Source organism: Corynebacterium sp. c7Ub_26 (genome assembly GCF_053760365.1).
In genome coordinates, this window is record NZ_JBSNBL010000002.1 from 249676 (window position 1) to 265729 (window position 16054).

General features: G+C 58.5%; 16 protein-coding genes. 4 read left to right on the forward strand and 12 right to left on the reverse strand.

The genetic code is table 11. The features are described 5' to 3' along the window. Nucleotides 1–97 precede the first annotated feature (97 nt). Entirely contained in the window at nucleotides 98–1279 is a 1182-nt protein-coding gene (glgA, locus tag ACWORE_RS04445) for a glycogen synthase (RefSeq protein WP_455302848.1), read from the forward strand. 106 nt (nucleotides 1280–1385) lie between these two features. Here glgA and ACWORE_RS04450 read toward each other — a convergent pair whose 3' ends face one another. The 7 genes from ACWORE_RS04450 to dapE form a co-directional block, all read right to left on the reverse strand. Then, nucleotides 1386–2264: a MarR family winged helix-turn-helix transcriptional regulator gene (locus ACWORE_RS04450; RefSeq protein ID WP_455302850.1), complete on the reverse strand. Its 879-nt coding sequence runs from the start codon at nucleotides 2262–2264 to the stop codon at nucleotides 1386–1388. Between the two features lie 360 nt (nucleotides 2265–2624). After that, entirely contained in the window at nucleotides 2625–3497 is an 873-nt protein-coding gene (locus ACWORE_RS04455; RefSeq protein ID WP_455302851.1) for a methyltransferase domain-containing protein, read from the reverse strand. Between the two features lie 76 nt (nucleotides 3498–3573). Next, nucleotides 3574–3741 (reverse strand): DUF3117 domain-containing protein, encoded by a 168-nt coding sequence (locus ACWORE_RS04460; RefSeq protein WP_012731287.1) that lies wholly within the window; start codon nucleotides 3739–3741, stop codon nucleotides 3574–3576. 160 nt (nucleotides 3742–3901) lie between these two features. After that, a complete protein-coding gene (locus ACWORE_RS04465) occupies nucleotides 3902–4471 on the reverse strand; it encodes a DivIVA domain-containing protein (RefSeq protein ID WP_455302853.1) in 570 nt (189 codons plus the stop codon). A 38-nt stretch (nucleotides 4472–4509) separates the two neighbouring features. Then, nucleotides 4510–5322: a dihydropteroate synthase gene (gene folP / locus ACWORE_RS04470; protein WP_455303116.1), complete on the reverse strand. Its 813-nt coding sequence runs from the start codon at nucleotides 5320–5322 to the stop codon at nucleotides 4510–4512. A 124-nt stretch (nucleotides 5323–5446) separates the two neighbouring features. Next, nucleotides 5447–6394, reverse strand: coding sequence for an LOG family protein (locus ACWORE_RS04475; RefSeq protein WP_455303117.1), 948 nt, complete (start codon nucleotides 6392–6394; stop codon nucleotides 5447–5449). Nucleotides 6395–6431: 37 nt separating this feature from the next. Further along, nucleotides 6432–7565, reverse strand: a complete 1134-nt coding sequence (gene dapE / locus ACWORE_RS04480) for a succinyl-diaminopimelate desuccinylase (protein ID WP_455302855.1) — start codon at nucleotides 7563–7565, stop codon at nucleotides 6432–6434. 179 nt (nucleotides 7566–7744) lie between these two features. Here dapE and ACWORE_RS04485 point away from each other — a divergent pair, with 179 nt between their 5' ends. The 3 genes from ACWORE_RS04485 to ACWORE_RS04495 all read left to right on the forward strand — a co-directional run bounded on the left by ACWORE_RS04485 (nucleotide 7745) and on the right by ACWORE_RS04495 (nucleotide 10429). Beyond that, nucleotides 7745–9148: an amino acid permease gene (locus tag ACWORE_RS04485; RefSeq protein WP_455302857.1), complete on the forward strand. Its 1404-nt coding sequence runs from the start codon at nucleotides 7745–7747 to the stop codon at nucleotides 9146–9148. A gap of 66 nt (nucleotides 9149–9214) precedes the next feature. Continuing rightward, nucleotides 9215–10204 (forward strand): 2,3,4,5-tetrahydropyridine-2,6-dicarboxylate N-succinyltransferase, encoded by a 990-nt coding sequence (dapD, locus tag ACWORE_RS04490; protein WP_455302859.1) that lies wholly within the window; start codon nucleotides 9215–9217, stop codon nucleotides 10202–10204. 24 nt (nucleotides 10205–10228) lie between these two features. Beyond that, on the forward strand, nucleotides 10229–10429 hold the full coding sequence (locus ACWORE_RS04495; protein ID WP_296138359.1) for a hypothetical protein: 201 nt from the start codon (nucleotides 10229–10231) through the stop codon (nucleotides 10427–10429). Between the two features lie 9 nt (nucleotides 10430–10438). Here ACWORE_RS04495 and dapC read toward each other — a convergent pair whose 3' ends face one another. From dapC to ACWORE_RS04520, 5 genes are all read right to left on the reverse strand, one after another. Then, complete coding sequence (gene dapC, locus ACWORE_RS04500; RefSeq protein WP_448235036.1) at nucleotides 10439–11587, reverse strand: succinyldiaminopimelate transaminase; 1149 nt, start codon at nucleotides 11585–11587, stop codon at nucleotides 10439–10441. Between the two features lie 120 nt (nucleotides 11588–11707). Further along, complete coding sequence (fdxA, locus tag ACWORE_RS04505; protein ID WP_455302861.1) at nucleotides 11708–12025, reverse strand: ferredoxin; 318 nt, start codon at nucleotides 12023–12025, stop codon at nucleotides 11708–11710. 244 nt (nucleotides 12026–12269) lie between these two features. Beyond that, a complete protein-coding gene (locus ACWORE_RS04510; protein ID WP_455302863.1) occupies nucleotides 12270–12782 on the reverse strand; it encodes a hypothetical protein in 513 nt (170 codons plus the stop codon). 13 nt (nucleotides 12783–12795) lie between these two features. After that, a complete protein-coding gene (locus ACWORE_RS04515) occupies nucleotides 12796–14001 on the reverse strand; it encodes a PIG-L family deacetylase (RefSeq protein ID WP_455302864.1) in 1206 nt (401 codons plus the stop codon). Continuing rightward, nucleotides 13994–15988, reverse strand: a complete 1995-nt coding sequence (locus tag ACWORE_RS04520; RefSeq protein WP_455302866.1) for an ABC transporter family substrate-binding protein — start codon at nucleotides 15986–15988, stop codon at nucleotides 13994–13996. Before ACWORE_RS04520 ends, ACWORE_RS04515 begins: the two co-directional genes overlap by 8 nt. Nucleotides 15989–16054 lie beyond the last annotated feature (66 nt).

The following is a 16054-nucleotide window of genomic DNA, read 5'->3' on the forward strand; positions in this document are numbered from 1 at the left end:
TCAGTCCTCGCTATTTATGCTGGACAAGTACCCCTGCTCTCCCCCGTTGCCTTTGCCGGCGGGCAGTGTGTCACCCCGACCGACTAGGCTCACAGTCATGCGCGTAGCGATGATGACTCGAGAATATCCCCCGGAAATCTACGGTGGCGCCGGTGTCCACGTGGCTGAGCTCACCCGGCATTTGCGCGAGCTGTGCGATGTCGACGTTCACTGCATGGGCGGCCCACGTGACGAAGCCAATGTGTACGTGTCCAATTCTGACGATGCTCTTGCCGACGCTAACCCTGCCCTCAAAACCTTGTCGACGGGGCTACGGATGGCGAACCTGGCGTCGGCATCAGATATTGATGTTGTTGTCCATTCACACACGTGGTACGCGGGGCTTGGTGGGCATCTGACCGGGCTGCTCAAGGGTATTCCCCACGTAGCGACGGCACACTCCCTTGAGCCGCACCGGCCGTGGAAGCGTGAGCAGCTGAGCGGCGGCTATGACGTGTCATCGTGGTCGGAGAAGAACGCGATGGAAAACGCCGATGGGCTGATCGCTGTTTCGCGGAAAATGAAGGACGCCATCCTGGATGCGTATCCGCGTATCGACCCGGACCGTATTCACGTCGTTCTCAACGGCATTGACACGAAGCTGTGGCGCCCGCGCCCGACGTTCGCTGAAGCTGAGCACTCGATATTGGCTGAACTGGGTGTTGCCGAAGATAAACCGATTGTCGCCTTCGTGGGGCGAATCACACGGCAAAAGGGTGTGGCCCACCTGGTGAAGGCCGCGCACAACTTCGACGAGGACATTCAGCTGGTGTTGTGCGCAGGTGCACCGGATACTCCGGAAATTGAAGCTGAGATCGCCAACTTGGTCGAGGAGCTGAAGTCCACTCGCGACGATGTGTTCTGGGTGCGCGATATGCTCCCTCATGACTCACTGCAGGAGATCCTCAGCGCCGCGTCAGTTTTTGTGTGCCCGTCCATTTATGAGCCTCTGGGAATCGTGAACCTGGAGGCCATGGCGTGCGACACCGCCGTCGTCGCGTCTGATGTGGGAGGTATCCCCGAGGTTGTCAATGACGGTGAGACGGGTGAACTGGTCCACTACGATGCTGACGATATCGGCGCATTCGAAGAAGGGCTGGCCAATGCTGTCAATCGCATTGCCGGCGACCCTGACCTTGCGGGCCGAATGGCGAAGGCAGGGCGTGAGAGGGCAGTCACGACATTTAGTTGGTCGACGATCGCACAGCAGACCCTCGATGTGTATCGGTCATTGATGTAGGCTCCCCCGAGCTACACGACGTACAAACTGCGCCACGTGTGCTCGGTTACCTGAGGGCGGGGCTCCCTATCTGACGATAGGGGCACCCGGGCCACTCACGCTTCGATTAGCGCTCACCTTCGCTGACGAGCTTGCGCATCACTGGGAGCGCTTCAGCCAAAACCGTCAACTCGTCAAGGGACAGTGACGCGAAATCTTCCGCCACAGCTTCGCCCAAGCGATCCTGCCACTCATTGCACAAGCTGCGCCCCTTAGGCGTCACCGTCAGAAGCGACTGGCGTGCGTCGGAAGTATCTTTTTCCTTATTGACCAGACCCTGCTTGACCAGGCGATTAACCAGTGTGGACACTGTCGCCATCGTCGACCGCTCGCGGCGGGCAACGTCGGAGATTCTGACCGGCCCGCTGTTCTGAATGAAACGAACCACTCTCCACGTAGCAGACGAGGGGGCCATTCCCGCCCGGTACAGTGCGGTCCGAATGACACGCGAACACATCATCGCAACTTCTGCCGCAAAGGCAGGAGTTTCCAAAGCGTCGGACGGAACAGCCGAACCTGGTTCGTAGATGCTCGATCCAACTGATAAGTTCACCGTGCCGTGGCCGATGGGTCCGTCGAAGCCGTCAGAAGCTGTGTCACGGCGCCGATCTGCGCGTCCGTTGACTCCTGCGACCAACGTCTCATGAGAATTACTATTGTCAGGATTCATCGTTAGGGTTGTACTCTCCGCGATAGTGCTCAAAACGCTACTGTTCAACGCGGCACTTCCGGCGGCTGCGCCAAAGGACGCATCGCACCCGGTCGTACCACGCGCTAGTGCCGTACTGATCGCTTCTTTGCTGAGAGACTTCCCGTCATCCGCACCACGTGGGTCCTTCAATGGGTACCCCACACCTGCAGTTTCTGCTGCATCGACTGAGGGGTCATCGGACATCTGATGTCGAGGACCATTAAATTGTGGCGCAGTAACGGTGACAGACTTCATGTCAGTAAGTTCCTCCATGATTCGATATGGTCAGTGAGTTCAGCGAGACTCCCAGCGGGCCATGATGACGCGATCAAGCGACCACCTAGCAACCACATGAATCAGTGAAGATGCGATAGTACGTGTTCCTTGGTTAGAGGAACCTCACTTATTAATTCGCTTTTGCAGCTTTTTTGTTAACACCTGCAACCAATTTTTTGTGGTTAAGAACGGACTCCCCCAACATATTCTTACGAACCCGTGCGTGAGTCCTGTTGTAAAGCCAGGAACTCCACGAGTACGTGTCAGCTACAGGCAGTACTTTCGGAGTATCCCCCCTGAATGAAATTAACCATAGCACACAAAGACCGTTAAGGGGACCTACCTATGGTTCTTTTTTAACCTCGTCACCGTGGCACGCGCAGTCACCGTCATCGAGTCCGGCAAGGTCACAATTCTCTCCTTTAAATCCTCCGGGCGAATGTGCCGAGCAGACGGGCTCATCCCCACCTGAGCTTCAATAGCATCACGGCCCAGATTCATCTCGAATTCAACCTCTTCAGGCTCTCCATCAGGGGTAAGGTGCCCCGACGCCTGCTGAATCATTCGGTGAACTTTGTTCTTTTCGACGTCAATAATTCCAAGGGGCTCGCGAAGCTCAGCTAAATGACCGGGCGCGGCTGTCAAAACGACAACTTGTCCTTCGTCGGTAAGAACTCGCGCGAATTCTTCCGCGTTACGCGGCGCGAAAACGACGGTAATCGTGTCGATGGACTTATCTTTGACAGGAAGCCTGGACCACGCATCAGCAATAACAGCTCCCGCACGAGGGTGGCAGCCAGCGATACGCTTAGCAGCAGGAACAGAAACGTCAATGCCGATTCCGCGCGAACCCGAAACGGCGTCGAGTGTGTGGGCTAAGTAATAGCCGGTCCCCGCACCCACTTCCATGACGAAAGGATGCTCATGATCGCCTACCCCCGCATCATCGAGAACATCCTGCACATTCCCCGTCACGGCCTCAACAAATGGGCCAAAATGACCACTGGCAAGAAACTTTTCGCGGGCCTGAATCATCGAGGCATCGTCGCCCTTATATCTCAGGCCACGCCCGCCCACAAGGGACACATACCCCTGGCGGGCAACGTCGTAACTATGGCCTGTATCAGAGACAAGGGTGGCTAAATTACCGCCATCGTGGAGCGAAGAGCCGTCGATGGGGTCAGATAAAACATCAAGAACGTCGGAGAGCAAGGTCTACCTCATCTTCAATCGATAACGTGTGGCCTCTACTCTAGCCAGCGCACCCGGCATCGGGCGATTATTGTGCCTAACCAGCAGCTTCTGATAATACCGAGGCAAGCTCACCGGCTTCCTCATGGTTAAGTTCGACGACCAAACGGCCACCACCGTCAGTTGGAATACGCATCACAATCTTGCGTCCTTCTTCAACTGCTTCCATCGGGCCATCACCGGTCCGGGGCTTCATTGCTGCCATGGGCGAAATCCCTTCACTATAAAAAGCTTGATAACTCCAGAGTAGCCCTGTTTTCCCGAAAGCGTTGTGACAACCGCCAATCCGGGCCTTTGCAGCCGTGCTCCTACCTCCCCCGATGCCACTTCCGACGCCGTTCCCGACGTTGTTAACGACGTTTCGATTACTTGCGCTTTTTCTTCCGCTTCCCCTGAGCACGGTTCGTCTTCGCGGAGTGCTGGTGCGCGGCGGAGTTCCGGCGGTAATCGTCGACGTGTGTGTCTCCGGAGTGTGAGACCTCTCCATGATCTGCAGCTGCGGCTGAACCATGCGTGGACTGAGCCCCGTCCAATTGGAATCCCACAGGTGCACTTCCTGTGTTCACTGCGCCCTCGGCAGAGCCCGCGTGGTTGCTGGACGCCGTGCCAGCACCCGAGGCCTTCAGCTGTTCTTCTGCGTCATCAGCGCGACGTCGATAGCGATCGCGGTCGTGCTCCAGCTCGATCATGTGCTCCCTGGCGCGTTGCAGCGCCATATCAACTTCGCGCGGGGAATAACCGCGGAAGGACAAGGAAAAGCGCATCGTCGACAATTCATCGGGACCAACGGTGGCGCCGGGTTCTAAGTCTTTCCGCTCATCAGGGCGTTCGGCGGGGCCTAATTCTTCTCCCCGGTCGAACAAGGAGGAGAACACCCACCACAAACCGGCAGAGACAACGATGAGGACAATGAGGGTCACGATCCAATACAGCACGTGCATAGTCTACTGATTGCCGGGCGCTCGATAGGTTCTCACTCCACACCGCGAGTCGTCGCATACGGCGGAATAACGCCCTGCACGGCCAATGCCATGCGGCACGCATCCAGGTTTTCGGCCATTTCGTGAACACGAAATACGGACACGCCCTGTGCCGCTGCCAGCGCAGTTGCCGCCAGGGTGCCTGCCAATCGCTGATCCACCGGACGCCCGACAGTTTCTCCCACGAAGTCTTTATTCGATAAAGCCATGAGCACCGGCCACCCCGTCGACACGAGATCGCGAGCATGACGCACCAACGCCAAACTATGAAAAGTGTTCTTTCCGAAATCGTGGGTTGGGTCGATGAGGACTTTATCCTCGGGAACGCCGCAGTTCACCGCGTGTTCTGCGCGCTGTGTCGTGGAACGGATAACGTCCCCGACTAGGTCGTCATAATGAACGCGACGTGGCAACGTGCGCGGCTCCATTCCTCCCGTGTGCGAACACACATAGCCCCGGTGATAATGGCCAGCGACTTCGACGAGCTCGGGGTCTGCGCCTGCCCACGTATCATTAATCAGGTCCGCACCAGCGGTAATTGCAGCCTCCCCGACGGGGGCACGATAGGTATCCACACTGATGTGGACCGAGGGGAATTCCTCACGCACAGCAGAAACGAAGGGCACCACCCTATCGATCTCCTCAGCGATCGAGACAGGATCACCCCGTCCCGCTTTGACACCACCGATGTCAATGATCGCCGCGCCGGCGTCGACGCAGCTTCTCACCCGCGCCAGGGCTGCGTCGTCGGTAAACGTTGCTCCCTTGTCATAAAAAGAGTCCGGAGTGCGGTTAACGATCGCCATCATCGCTGGTAAGGCGCTGGATTGATAAAAACTGCGGGGGCGGTTTCCAGGACCAGACGCGTTACTTTCCCCTCGGGTGGTGGCGGAATCCGACTCCCCGTGATCGGATTCGGCACCATGGTGGTTATGCATCACGAGAGGAGCCACCATCGGAGGGGTCTTGGTCAGGCGCATCGCCGGTAGACGGCTCAGAGCTGGACGCATCACCGTCCTCAGCGAGCTTGCCTACACTGCGCAAAATTCCAGCCCGCTGCGAATGGGAAAGACTGTTTTCCTCTAGTTGACGCCCCAATTTTTCCACAAAGCCTTCGTGCTTCGTCGTAATGTAGCCGACAGCCTCCTCGACGTCGTCCGTCACGAGGAAGAGATCTGGGTCTTCGGGCGACACCATCTTTTCACTAATCAGGCGGTCCCGAATCCAGTCCACCAAGCCGGACCAGAATTCGGTACCGATCAGCACAATGGGGTATCGAGTCACCTTCCCGGTTTGGACCAGAACCAGAGCTTCGAAGAGCTCGTCCATCGTCCCAAAACCACCCGGGAGGCACACGAATGCCTGGGAATATTTCAAGAACATTGTCTTGCGGACGAAGAAGTAGCGGAAATTCAAACCAAGATTGACCCAGGCATTTAAGTTCTGCTCATGAGGTAGCTCAATGCCCAACCCGATGGACAATCCGCCAGCCTCCGCGCAACCGCGGTTCGCCGCTTCCATCAGCCCCGGGCCACCGCCGGTGATGACGCCGTATCCGGCTTCATGCAGCGCGCGACCGACCTCAACGCCTTTCTTGTAGTATGGCGAATCGACTTCAGCGCGGGCCGAACCGAATACGGTGACCGCACGGGGAATCTCAGCAAGAGCACCAAAACCTTCGACGAACTCACTTTGGATATGCAGGACCCGCCATGGATCGGTGTGCAGCCAGTCCGCATCCTTCTGAACGTCCAAAAGGCGCTGGTCGGTGGTGGATCGTGCGTGAGTGTGGTCGTGCGCTTTACCACCGCGATCGCGAAACACCACCGGGCCGCGGAACCGCAGATGGCCTCGATCATCGTCCTTCCCGCCCATCATGCGAGATGTCTTCCGCCCCATCGTGCTGTCCTTCCCGTCACTTACTCGTCAGATAAGCCATGATCTGGTCTGATACGTCGGTAATCATTTCCACTGGGCACTGCTCATCTTTTTTATGAGCAAAGGCCGGATCACCCGGGCCAAAATTCACTGCAGGAATCCCCATCGCAGCAAAGCGAGCAACATCCGTCCACCCATACTTCGCGCGCACATTCCCACCGGTCACCTCAATGAGCTCGACAGCGGCGGCATGGTGCAAGCCCGGCAGCGCACCGGGGGATTCGTCATCGATATCAAGGCTGAAACCAGGCTCCGGATTATCGGGAGTGCCGACGCCGATAATCGTGAAGGTCTCATCCAAAGCTTGCTGTATCGACTTTCCCGGCGCGAAACGGTAGTTGACGAACATCCACGCCTCGTCGGGGATCGTGTTCGTCGCCACTCCCGATTCGCACATCACGATGTTGAAGCCCTCGTGGTACTCCAAGCCGTCGATCTCGACGATTTTGTCCCCGTCGTGGGCGGCAGCACGCGCGATGACCGGGGCTAGTTTGTGCATGGCATTGTCCCCCAACCATGATCGGGCCGAGTGGGCGCGTTCACCCAGGGCAGTTACTTTCACGCGGACACTGCCCTGGCACCCCGCCTCGATCACGGCACCCGAGGGCTCGCCCAAGATGGCAATATCGCCCTGCAACCACTCCGGGGAATGTTCAGCTAATTTCCTCAGCCCATTTTCTGTGGCCGCGATCTCCTCCGCCTCATACATGATGATCGTCATGTCGCGGGCCAGGTCTGGTGACTCGGCTAATTGGGCAAAGGCGTGGAGGAACACCGCATTCCCCGACTTCATGTCGACGGTTCCGCAGCCGAAGAGTGTGTCGCGGCCGTCCTTGTCCGTGCCCCGCGTGGAGGGAACGTTGTCGGCAATCGGCACAGTGTCCAGGTGGCCTGCCAACACCACACGCGACGGCAAACCGCGGTCGGTTTTGGCCATCACGGTGTTATTAAAACGCTCAACCGTTATGCCATTCGCTTCGTCGGAGGACGCAGCGACGGCTCGGAGCGCTGCCTCGACGGCGTCGGCAATATTTTTTTCATTCTTAGAGACACTCTCAATGTCAACGAGTGCCCTGGTGAGATCAATAGGGTGCTGAGTCAGGTTAATCACGCCACCAGACTAACCGCCGGGGCGGACACGCGCATGCGCGATGTTTTCGTGCGGGATTCCCGTGCTTGACCGACGCCGTGGTCACCCCTGAGTAGCGAACCGGCTATTCTGAACAGATCGAATAGATGTATCAGCATGGGCGCGTAGCTCACTGCTCCCCCAATACCAAAGGGCACTTCATGACGAACAATGCTTCACAGGGCGATGAATCTTCCGATTCCACCTCGCAACTGGGACATGGGTTAAAAGTTCGGCACCTCACGATGATGGGGTTGGGATCTGCCATCGGCGCAGGGCTCTTCCTTGGAACAGGCGTCGGCATTAAAGCCGCGGGACCGGCAGTCTTGATTTCCTATATTGTTGCTGGATTCCTTGTTGTTCTGGTGATGCGGATGCTGGGTGAACTCGGTGCCGCCCGCCCCAATACAGGAACGTTCTCTGCCTATTCCCGACAAGCTTTCGGTCAATGGGCTGGCTTCTCTACAGGCTGGTTGTACTGGTTCATGCTGGTCATGGTCATGGGTGCCGAAATCACCGGTGCCGGTGCGTTTATTGGTAATTGGTTCGGTGTCGACGGCTGGATTCCAGCGCTTGTCTGCGTCATCATCTTCACCTTCATCAATATGGCTAAAGTCCGTGGTTTCGGTGAATTCGAATACTGGTTCGCGTTTATCAAAGTCGCGGTCATTATCTTCTTCCTGGTCGTCGGCGTTCTTCTGATCTTCGGGCTTCTTCCCGGGCATGCCATGGTCGGGTTTGAGCATGTGAGGGAATCCGGTTTCGCCCCGAACGGAGTGGGCGGAATCGCCGCTGGTTTGCTCGCCGTCGCCTTCGCTTTCGGCGGCATTGAGATTGTGACCATCGCGGCCGCTGAGTCTGAGAACCCCAGCGGTGCCATCGCGACCGCTGTGCGCTCGGTTATTTTGCGTATCTCGGTGTTCTACCTGGGATCCGTGCTGGTCATTATCTTCCTGCTTCCCTATTCGACATTGGGCCAGGCTGAAGGCGCTGCCGATTCCCCCTTCACTCGTGTCCTCGCCCAAGCCGACATTCCCGGTGTCGTTGGGTTCATGGAAATAATCATCACGTTGGCGCTGCTCTCGGCATTTAACGCGCAGATTTACGCTACCTCCCGCGTGATTTATGCCATGTCCAAAGAAGGCGACGGCCTGAAATTCTTCACCAAGACGAACCACGAGGGCGTCCCCACACGCGCGGTGTGTCTCTCCATGGCGCTGGCTTACTTGTCCGTGGCGCTTCAGATCTGGGGGCCGGCGAACCTCATCGAGTTGTTCTTCAACATCGTCGGCGGTTCGCTCTTGGTGCTCTGGTTCATGATCGCCGCCTCAGAGATCAAGCTGCGGCCCGAAATGGAAGCAGAAGGCACACTCCCCGTGAAAATGTGGGGATATCCGTACATGAGTTATGTCGCGCTGATTGGTCTGCTGGCGTTGACCGTTCTCATGCTTTTCGACAACTCAGCGCGCCCCCAAGTCATTGCCGTTGGTGTGTTCTTCGCCGCACTGGTTGCTTTGTCGGCCGTCGCCCGGCGTCGGAATGCGTCGGCGGTTCCCGCGAAGTAGACACTTCACCGGTGCCACTGTGCACCTGGGCGTCGTGTGTCGCAACGCTTGGGTATTGTGGCCCCTATGACTTCATTTTTAACTACAGGTGCCATTGCCGATGGTCTTGCCACCATCACCGACGACGGAATCGTGTTGGATTCGTGGTTCCCATCCCCGTCTCTCAGCGACGACATCAGCGAAACCACCACCACTGAGCTCGGTTCCGACGCCCCCGAGGACCTCGCTGCAGCGGCACACAGCGACGAAGATCGCCACGTGCGCCGTGTCGCGATCCGCACTCAGATTAAAGACCTCTCAACCCCGCCCACCAATGCGTACGACGCCTACCTGCGCCTTCACCTTTTATCTCACCGCATCGCACGCCCCCACACCGTGAACGTGGAGGGAATCTTCGGCAAACTGACCAACGTCGTGTGGACGAATTACGGCCCCTGCTCCACCGAAAACTTCGAATCGACGCGCGCGCGGCTCTCAACCCGCGGCCCCGTCACCGTGTTCTCCGTGGATAAATTCCCGCGCATGGTGGATTACGTCATGCCCAGCGGTGTCCGAATTGGCGACGCCGACCGTGTCCGCCTGGGGGCACACTTAGCGCCCGGCACCACAGTCATGCACGAGGGCTTCGTCAACTTCAACGCCGGCACGCTCGGGCACTCCATGGTGGAGGGACGCATTTCCGGCGGCGTCGTCGTTGATGACGGCACCGATATCGGCGGCGGAGCTTCCATCATGGGGACGCTGTCCGGCGGCGGCAAAGAGGTCATCTCTATTGGGCAGCGCTGCCTCCTGGGCGCCAACTCCGGTGTCGGGATTTCCCTCGGCAATGACTGTGTTGTCGAAGCCGGGCTGTACATCACGTACGGTACCAAGGTTGTTGCGCGCGGGCCTGTTGCGGACGCGATGGGGCTGAAGGACAGCTCACCGATTAAGGCCGCACAGCTCTCCGGTGCGAACAACATCTTGTTCCGCCGCAATTCGCTGTCCGGATCCGTCGAAGCCGTTGCATGGCAGTCCTCCACGGTGACGCTGAATGACGACCTTCACGCGAATTAAGCCATAAAGAGTTTTTGCGAAGACATGGCGAAGCAAACCAAGCCCCCACGCCCCACTGAATTAGACCGAGCACAAACAACCAGTCTGATTGTTGTGCTGGTGGTGTGTGTGGCGTGCGCATTCGTCCCCTACACCGCGGTAAAAATTATCGCTGCGCTCGTAATGATCAGCTTGGTCGTGGGGCTCGGCCTGCGGGTGTGGAGGGACAGGTCAGGACGCTGGTGAACTCTACCTCTACCCCGCGATCTGCTGGGCTGCAGCGGTGATCTGATCATCAGTGCCCGTCAGCGCAACGCGGACGTGCTTAACACCTTTCGGGCCGTAGAACTCGCCCGGGGCGACAAGGATTCCGCGCTCTGCAAACCAATCGACGGTGTCTCGGCACGGCTCGTCGCGAGTGGACCACAGGTACAGGCCAGCTTCGGAATTGTCGATAGTAAACCCTGCCTCGCGGAGAGCCGCGGCAAGAATCTCACGACGGTTCCGGTAAATCTCCCGCTGGAGCTGCTCAAAGCCGTCATCCTTCAACGCGGCGACAGTGGCGGCCTGAATCGGCTGGGGAACCATGAATCCAGCGTGCTTGCGGACGGCCAGCAGCTCGTGGATGAGTTTCTCGTCGCCCGCTAACCAACCAGAGCGATACGACGCCATGTTCGACGTCTTCGAGAGCGAATGAACCGAGATCAGGTTGGTGGTATCCCCATCGCACACATCGGGATGCAAAAGAGACACCGGTTGCGTGGGCCGTTCACCGCGAACACCGTTGGCATTCGTCGTCCAGCCCAGGCCGAGGTAACACTCATCAGAGACGACGATGACGTCACGTTCCCGAGCCCAGGAGACAACTTTCCGTAGGTGCTCAAGACCCAAGACCTTGCCCGTCGGGTTTGATGGCGAATTGATGTACATCAGCGTCGGCGCCTGCGGGCCAAGCTGGAATGTGGAATCCGCGCGGACAATCGACGCCCCCGCCAACAACGCACCGACCTCGTACGTCGGGTAGGCGAGCTCCGGGATCACGACGGTGTGCCCTTCGCCCAAGCCCAAAAGATACGGCAGCCACGCAATCGCTTCCTTCGTCCCGATCACCGGCAAAACCTGCCGCTCAGGATCAAGCGGGATGACGCCGTAGCGACGAGTCATCGCGTCGACAATAGTCTGCCTCAACTCTTGCGTGCCGACAGTTTGCGGATAGCCGGGAGCCCCAGAATTTTCTGCCAGGCCCAGCTGAGCAGCAGGAGAAACCGGATCGACGGGTGTTCCCATCGACAAGTTGATGAACCCATCCGGGTGAGATTCGGCCTTCGCGCGAGCATCCGCGAGGGAATCCCACGGGAAATCCGGAAGAAAAGACGAACGAACAATACGGGGCGGGTGCGCCATACAAAGCCTCACAGCAGAAACGGACGCGACACAGGGACGCGAGTGGACAGGAAGAAAAATACGATCATCGGACAGCCCGATACTATCCCAACAATAGCGTTAGGGAACCCGAGTGAAATCCTAGGCTTGCGGCGGAAGCTCTGCGACGAGGAGCGCGTCGAAATCCTGTGGCCCCAGCCGGGCAGCACCACCCGGCGATCCGAGATCGTCGAAGAACGCGGCGTTCGCGTCGTTGTAGTCGATCCACTCATCGGGGACGTCGTCCTCGTAGAAGATCGCTTCCACGGGGCACACCGGTTCACACGCCCCGCAATCGACACATTCGTCGGGGTGGATGTACAGACTGCGAACGCCCTCGTAGATGCAGTCAACCGGGCATTCTTCAACACATGCCTTATCCTTCACGTCAACGCAGGGTTCCGCGATGGTGTAAGCCATAGTCTCCTCCTCTTTCGCCTTTTCTTCCCGTTGTCTTCCTGTTGTGCAGCGTTGCGACGTCGTCACCGTCGGATCGCTGCGCCGTGGCTGGTCTTGCCATGTCTGTGGCCATTGACCGAACTGGGGTCAGGGTGCGCCCAATGTCGTCAAGCGGTTCCATGATGCCACGCGTCAAACAAAAAATGAACCTATCTGTCTACTTTTCGCCTGCGGGGGCAGCGTTTTATGGCCACTACCAGGCTATTTACTTCTTCTTTGTGGGGTTATTTTTCTCCTTGGAACGTTTGCCACCCGTCGTCGTGGTGAGCGGCGGTGGGTTGACCTGATCCATCGACGAGACAACCGACCTCATCAGTGGCCAGGCCGCTCCCGCAACACCGGCGATCATGAACAGGACTCCGATGAGGTTGGGCACGATCCACGTTGTTCCCCGCGTTCCCGGTAGCGATGGCCACGTGACAACGATGAAATAGAGCACGATCCAGGTCACACCGGGAATGCTGGCCCACGCCAACTTTTTCGTCCACAGCAGCGCCGTCGTCCCGAGGACATAGTTGAAGCCGGCTGCAATGAGAATCATGTAGGGGAACGGATAGGTGTGGCCACCGATGGTGATCCGGCTGCCCAGGTACACCATTTCTAAAAAGAAGGACAGCACGGACCCGACGGTTAACCAAGCGATGCCTGCAATGCGTTCACCCTTGCTCACGTCTTCACGCGGCTGAGAATGGTTGGGGTCTCCCCAATGTTTTTCCATAGTTCTTCCCCGCTTATCGACGCCGACCAGACTGCTCGGATGTATCGTGCTCTGCTCCCTCATCTGTCTGATCTAATGAAAACGCGCTCCGCCCTCGTGCGCGCACAGCTGAGGAATCATACGCGTAGCGGGCCGGTGTGGTTTTCGCCCATGGGCCGCTTCCACCGTACGCCACCACATAGTGTTCTTCTCTCATCAGCGGCTGAGCAATACGGTTGGAGAGTGCAAATACCTTCGGCGCCACAGTGGGATCGCTGACCGCCCATGCGGATTCGGGGTTCGTCCAGCTCTGGCGGCCATCGGCGATCCACAATTGCGTGGCGTGAGCAGCCATCGCGTTCGCTTGCGCCTCAATATCCGCATCACTTAGCTGGACGGCGACGTCCACCAGATCGTCGGGAACGAAGGCAAGATCTGGCTCAGTGATCTTGTCCGGGGTTTTCTCCGGGGACGCAGAGTCGACGGCCCCCGCGGCGTCATCGGCAAAACTGAAATCCATCCCGCTGGGCGCGAGCCATCCATCAGGAATACCGGAGATCGCGCGGCCCGCCTGTTTGAGAGCTGTTTCGCCACGGACTGCCCAGAGAACAACAGGATCCGGAACACCGTGGTCCGCAGAAGTTTCACGGCCACCGTGACGGCGCGCTAACACGGCAGAAAACAGATCCGTATCGTTACTGGACGGTTCATCAGAAAACTCAGGCGCGGACGTATGGGGCAGCTCTGCAACAGCCGCATGAATGATCTCATGAGCACGGATATGATCGGGATGCCCATAGCCACCGTCAGGCCCATAGGTGACCACGATGTCGGGGCAGAACTCCCTCATCAGGGCCTTGAGCGCATCAACAGCCTGCTGCCCCGACTTCACGAATGCGCGCGGGTGATCCGCCGACGGCGTTCCCGCCATCCCAGAGTCCCGCCAGCGGCCCACACCGCCCAAGACACAGGGGCGATGGTGAACACCATTCACGCCCAGGATCCGGAGCGAGTCCTCGAGCTCCCGATAACGAAAACCACCCAACATGTCGGCTTCGTCAGCAATGAGGCCCTGCATCGGCTCCCCAATGACCTCACCTTGCTCCCCCAACGTGCACGTGACCACACGAACATCAGCGCCGCGCCGGGACAGGTGCGCTAATAAACCACCGGTCCACAGGGCTTCGTCGTCGGGGTGGGCATGAACGGCCATCACTCGGAGGCCACGCAAATCACTCATTACTGGAGGCATCCTCCTTGTCGTCCTTATTCTCGTCTGTTTCGTCGTTCTTGTCGCCGTCCGTATCGCCTTTGTTGTCGGTAGTCGACCTGCTGCCGGGCTGGAGCACCGAGTAGTCCTCGTTCCGCGTCCACAGAGGCGCAGTGACAAAGATTCCGCCGCGTTCCGTCGTCGGCAACTCGCCCGACTTCAGTGGCAAACGAGGAGCTTCCAGAGCCGGCGTCGTCGCGAATACTTCGGTGTCTTGGAGGAGAGCAAGGCTGACGGCTTGGGAGTTCACCTTCTCAATAACCTTCTGCTTCGTGTCATTGACATAGGCGAACCCCTCGGCAGCTTCCCTCACCTGGGTATCGATCTCCGGATCGCACAACCCCGACATATTGGCTGCTCGGGCGTACTTTTTCTCCATGGACTTGCGCGCATCCCCGTTATCCGCAGCACTAGGCACAGCACTGTCCGACGTCGGGACTGGTTCAGACGACGGCGATGACGGGGGTGAACTCTCCGGCTCCATCAATTCCGAACTCTTATCGGAGTCCATCTCTTTCGACGGACGATCAGCCGACGTGCAGCCGTAGTGGCTGGCTAACGCGGATGCGGTGGTATCACCCGATTGCCACGCCACGGTCGCGTCGGCAAGACCGAGGGGGAGGACAGATTCGACGATGTCCAGCACCGGCATAACAAGCGCCTTCGCAGGAAAACCGGCCTGGGTGAGCTGGTCCGCCACCGTGCGTGCCGCAGTGACTGCCGCATCATCCGACTGATCAACGGCGATCCGGAAAGGCCTGGATAACGATGGAAATGCGGACTCCGACCCGGGAACAGAGGTGCCCGAAATCGTGGCCTCATCATGCGGCGCGCTCACTTCCATCCGTTCCCCGGCAATGCGGGCAACAGTATCCCTATCCACACTGTTGAGTATCCGCGCGCGCTCCCCCACATCATCCATATGCGGGACAGCGGTGTTCAGCGACAACATGAGGTACCGGTTTTTCGGCGACAGCTGCACCACGGAGTGCGGCACCGAATCCAACGACAGCTGTGTGGTTGCTCTCGGGCGCAACGCAGCCCCCTGGACCTGACCATTGCGCAGCATTTCCGCAGCCTCTGCAGCATTATCCTGGGCCTGCAGAACGATCTTGTCTGTCTTCGCCAGGTTGCTTCCCCAATAGCGGTCATTGCGTACCAATGTCACAACGCCACGGCCACTATCAATCGACTCCACCGAAAACCGGTTGCCCGAGACGGGGACCGAGTCCCTCAACATCGTTTGGAAGTTACTAGATGAGCGATACAGGTGGCTGGGCAGCAGATTGGTGAACAGCGACCGCCATGCCACGTACGGACGATCAAAGTGGACATCGACCTGGTGGCCCCTCTCCGTCGAGGTCACGCTGCTGATGGCTTCATACCCCGCCGGGTCTTCCACCCCAGGCTGCGAGATCATTTGCTTCCACAAATACTCAAAATCGGCCCCCGTGATCGGAGTGCCATCCGACCACTGCGCATCCGACGCGATCGTATAGCGCACCGTAAACGGCTGAGGCGACGCTGCCTCGGAAGGCGTCGTCGACTCTGATGATGACGCCGATGCTGAGGATGCTGTCTCACTGCCTTCCACCACGTCGGCAAAATCAAGCAGGTCCTGGTTCAGCTCCAGTTCACCGTCATCCTTTTCGACGAAGGGGCTGGGCAGCACCAGTGAGGCCATGTGGTCAACCAACGGGGTGTCGTCGGAAACCAGATGCGGATTAAACCCCGGGCTGACATCACTGACCGCAAACGTAATTTTTTCCGACTGCTGGGACACGGTGTCGGCATTGTTTTTATTCCCGTCACCGGAATTGACGACGGGTGCCGACCCGGGGCGCGCGCTACACCCAGCCAGTAATGATGTGGACGCAACCCCCACAGCAACGCCCGTGGCCACGACCGCCCTCACGGCAGTGGACGTCACACCACGCGGGTGAGCATGGGAGCGCACCCGCGTGGTGGGTCGATGTCGTTTACGCGTTGTGTTCATTGTCCATCGCGGCCATCAAGGCCACCG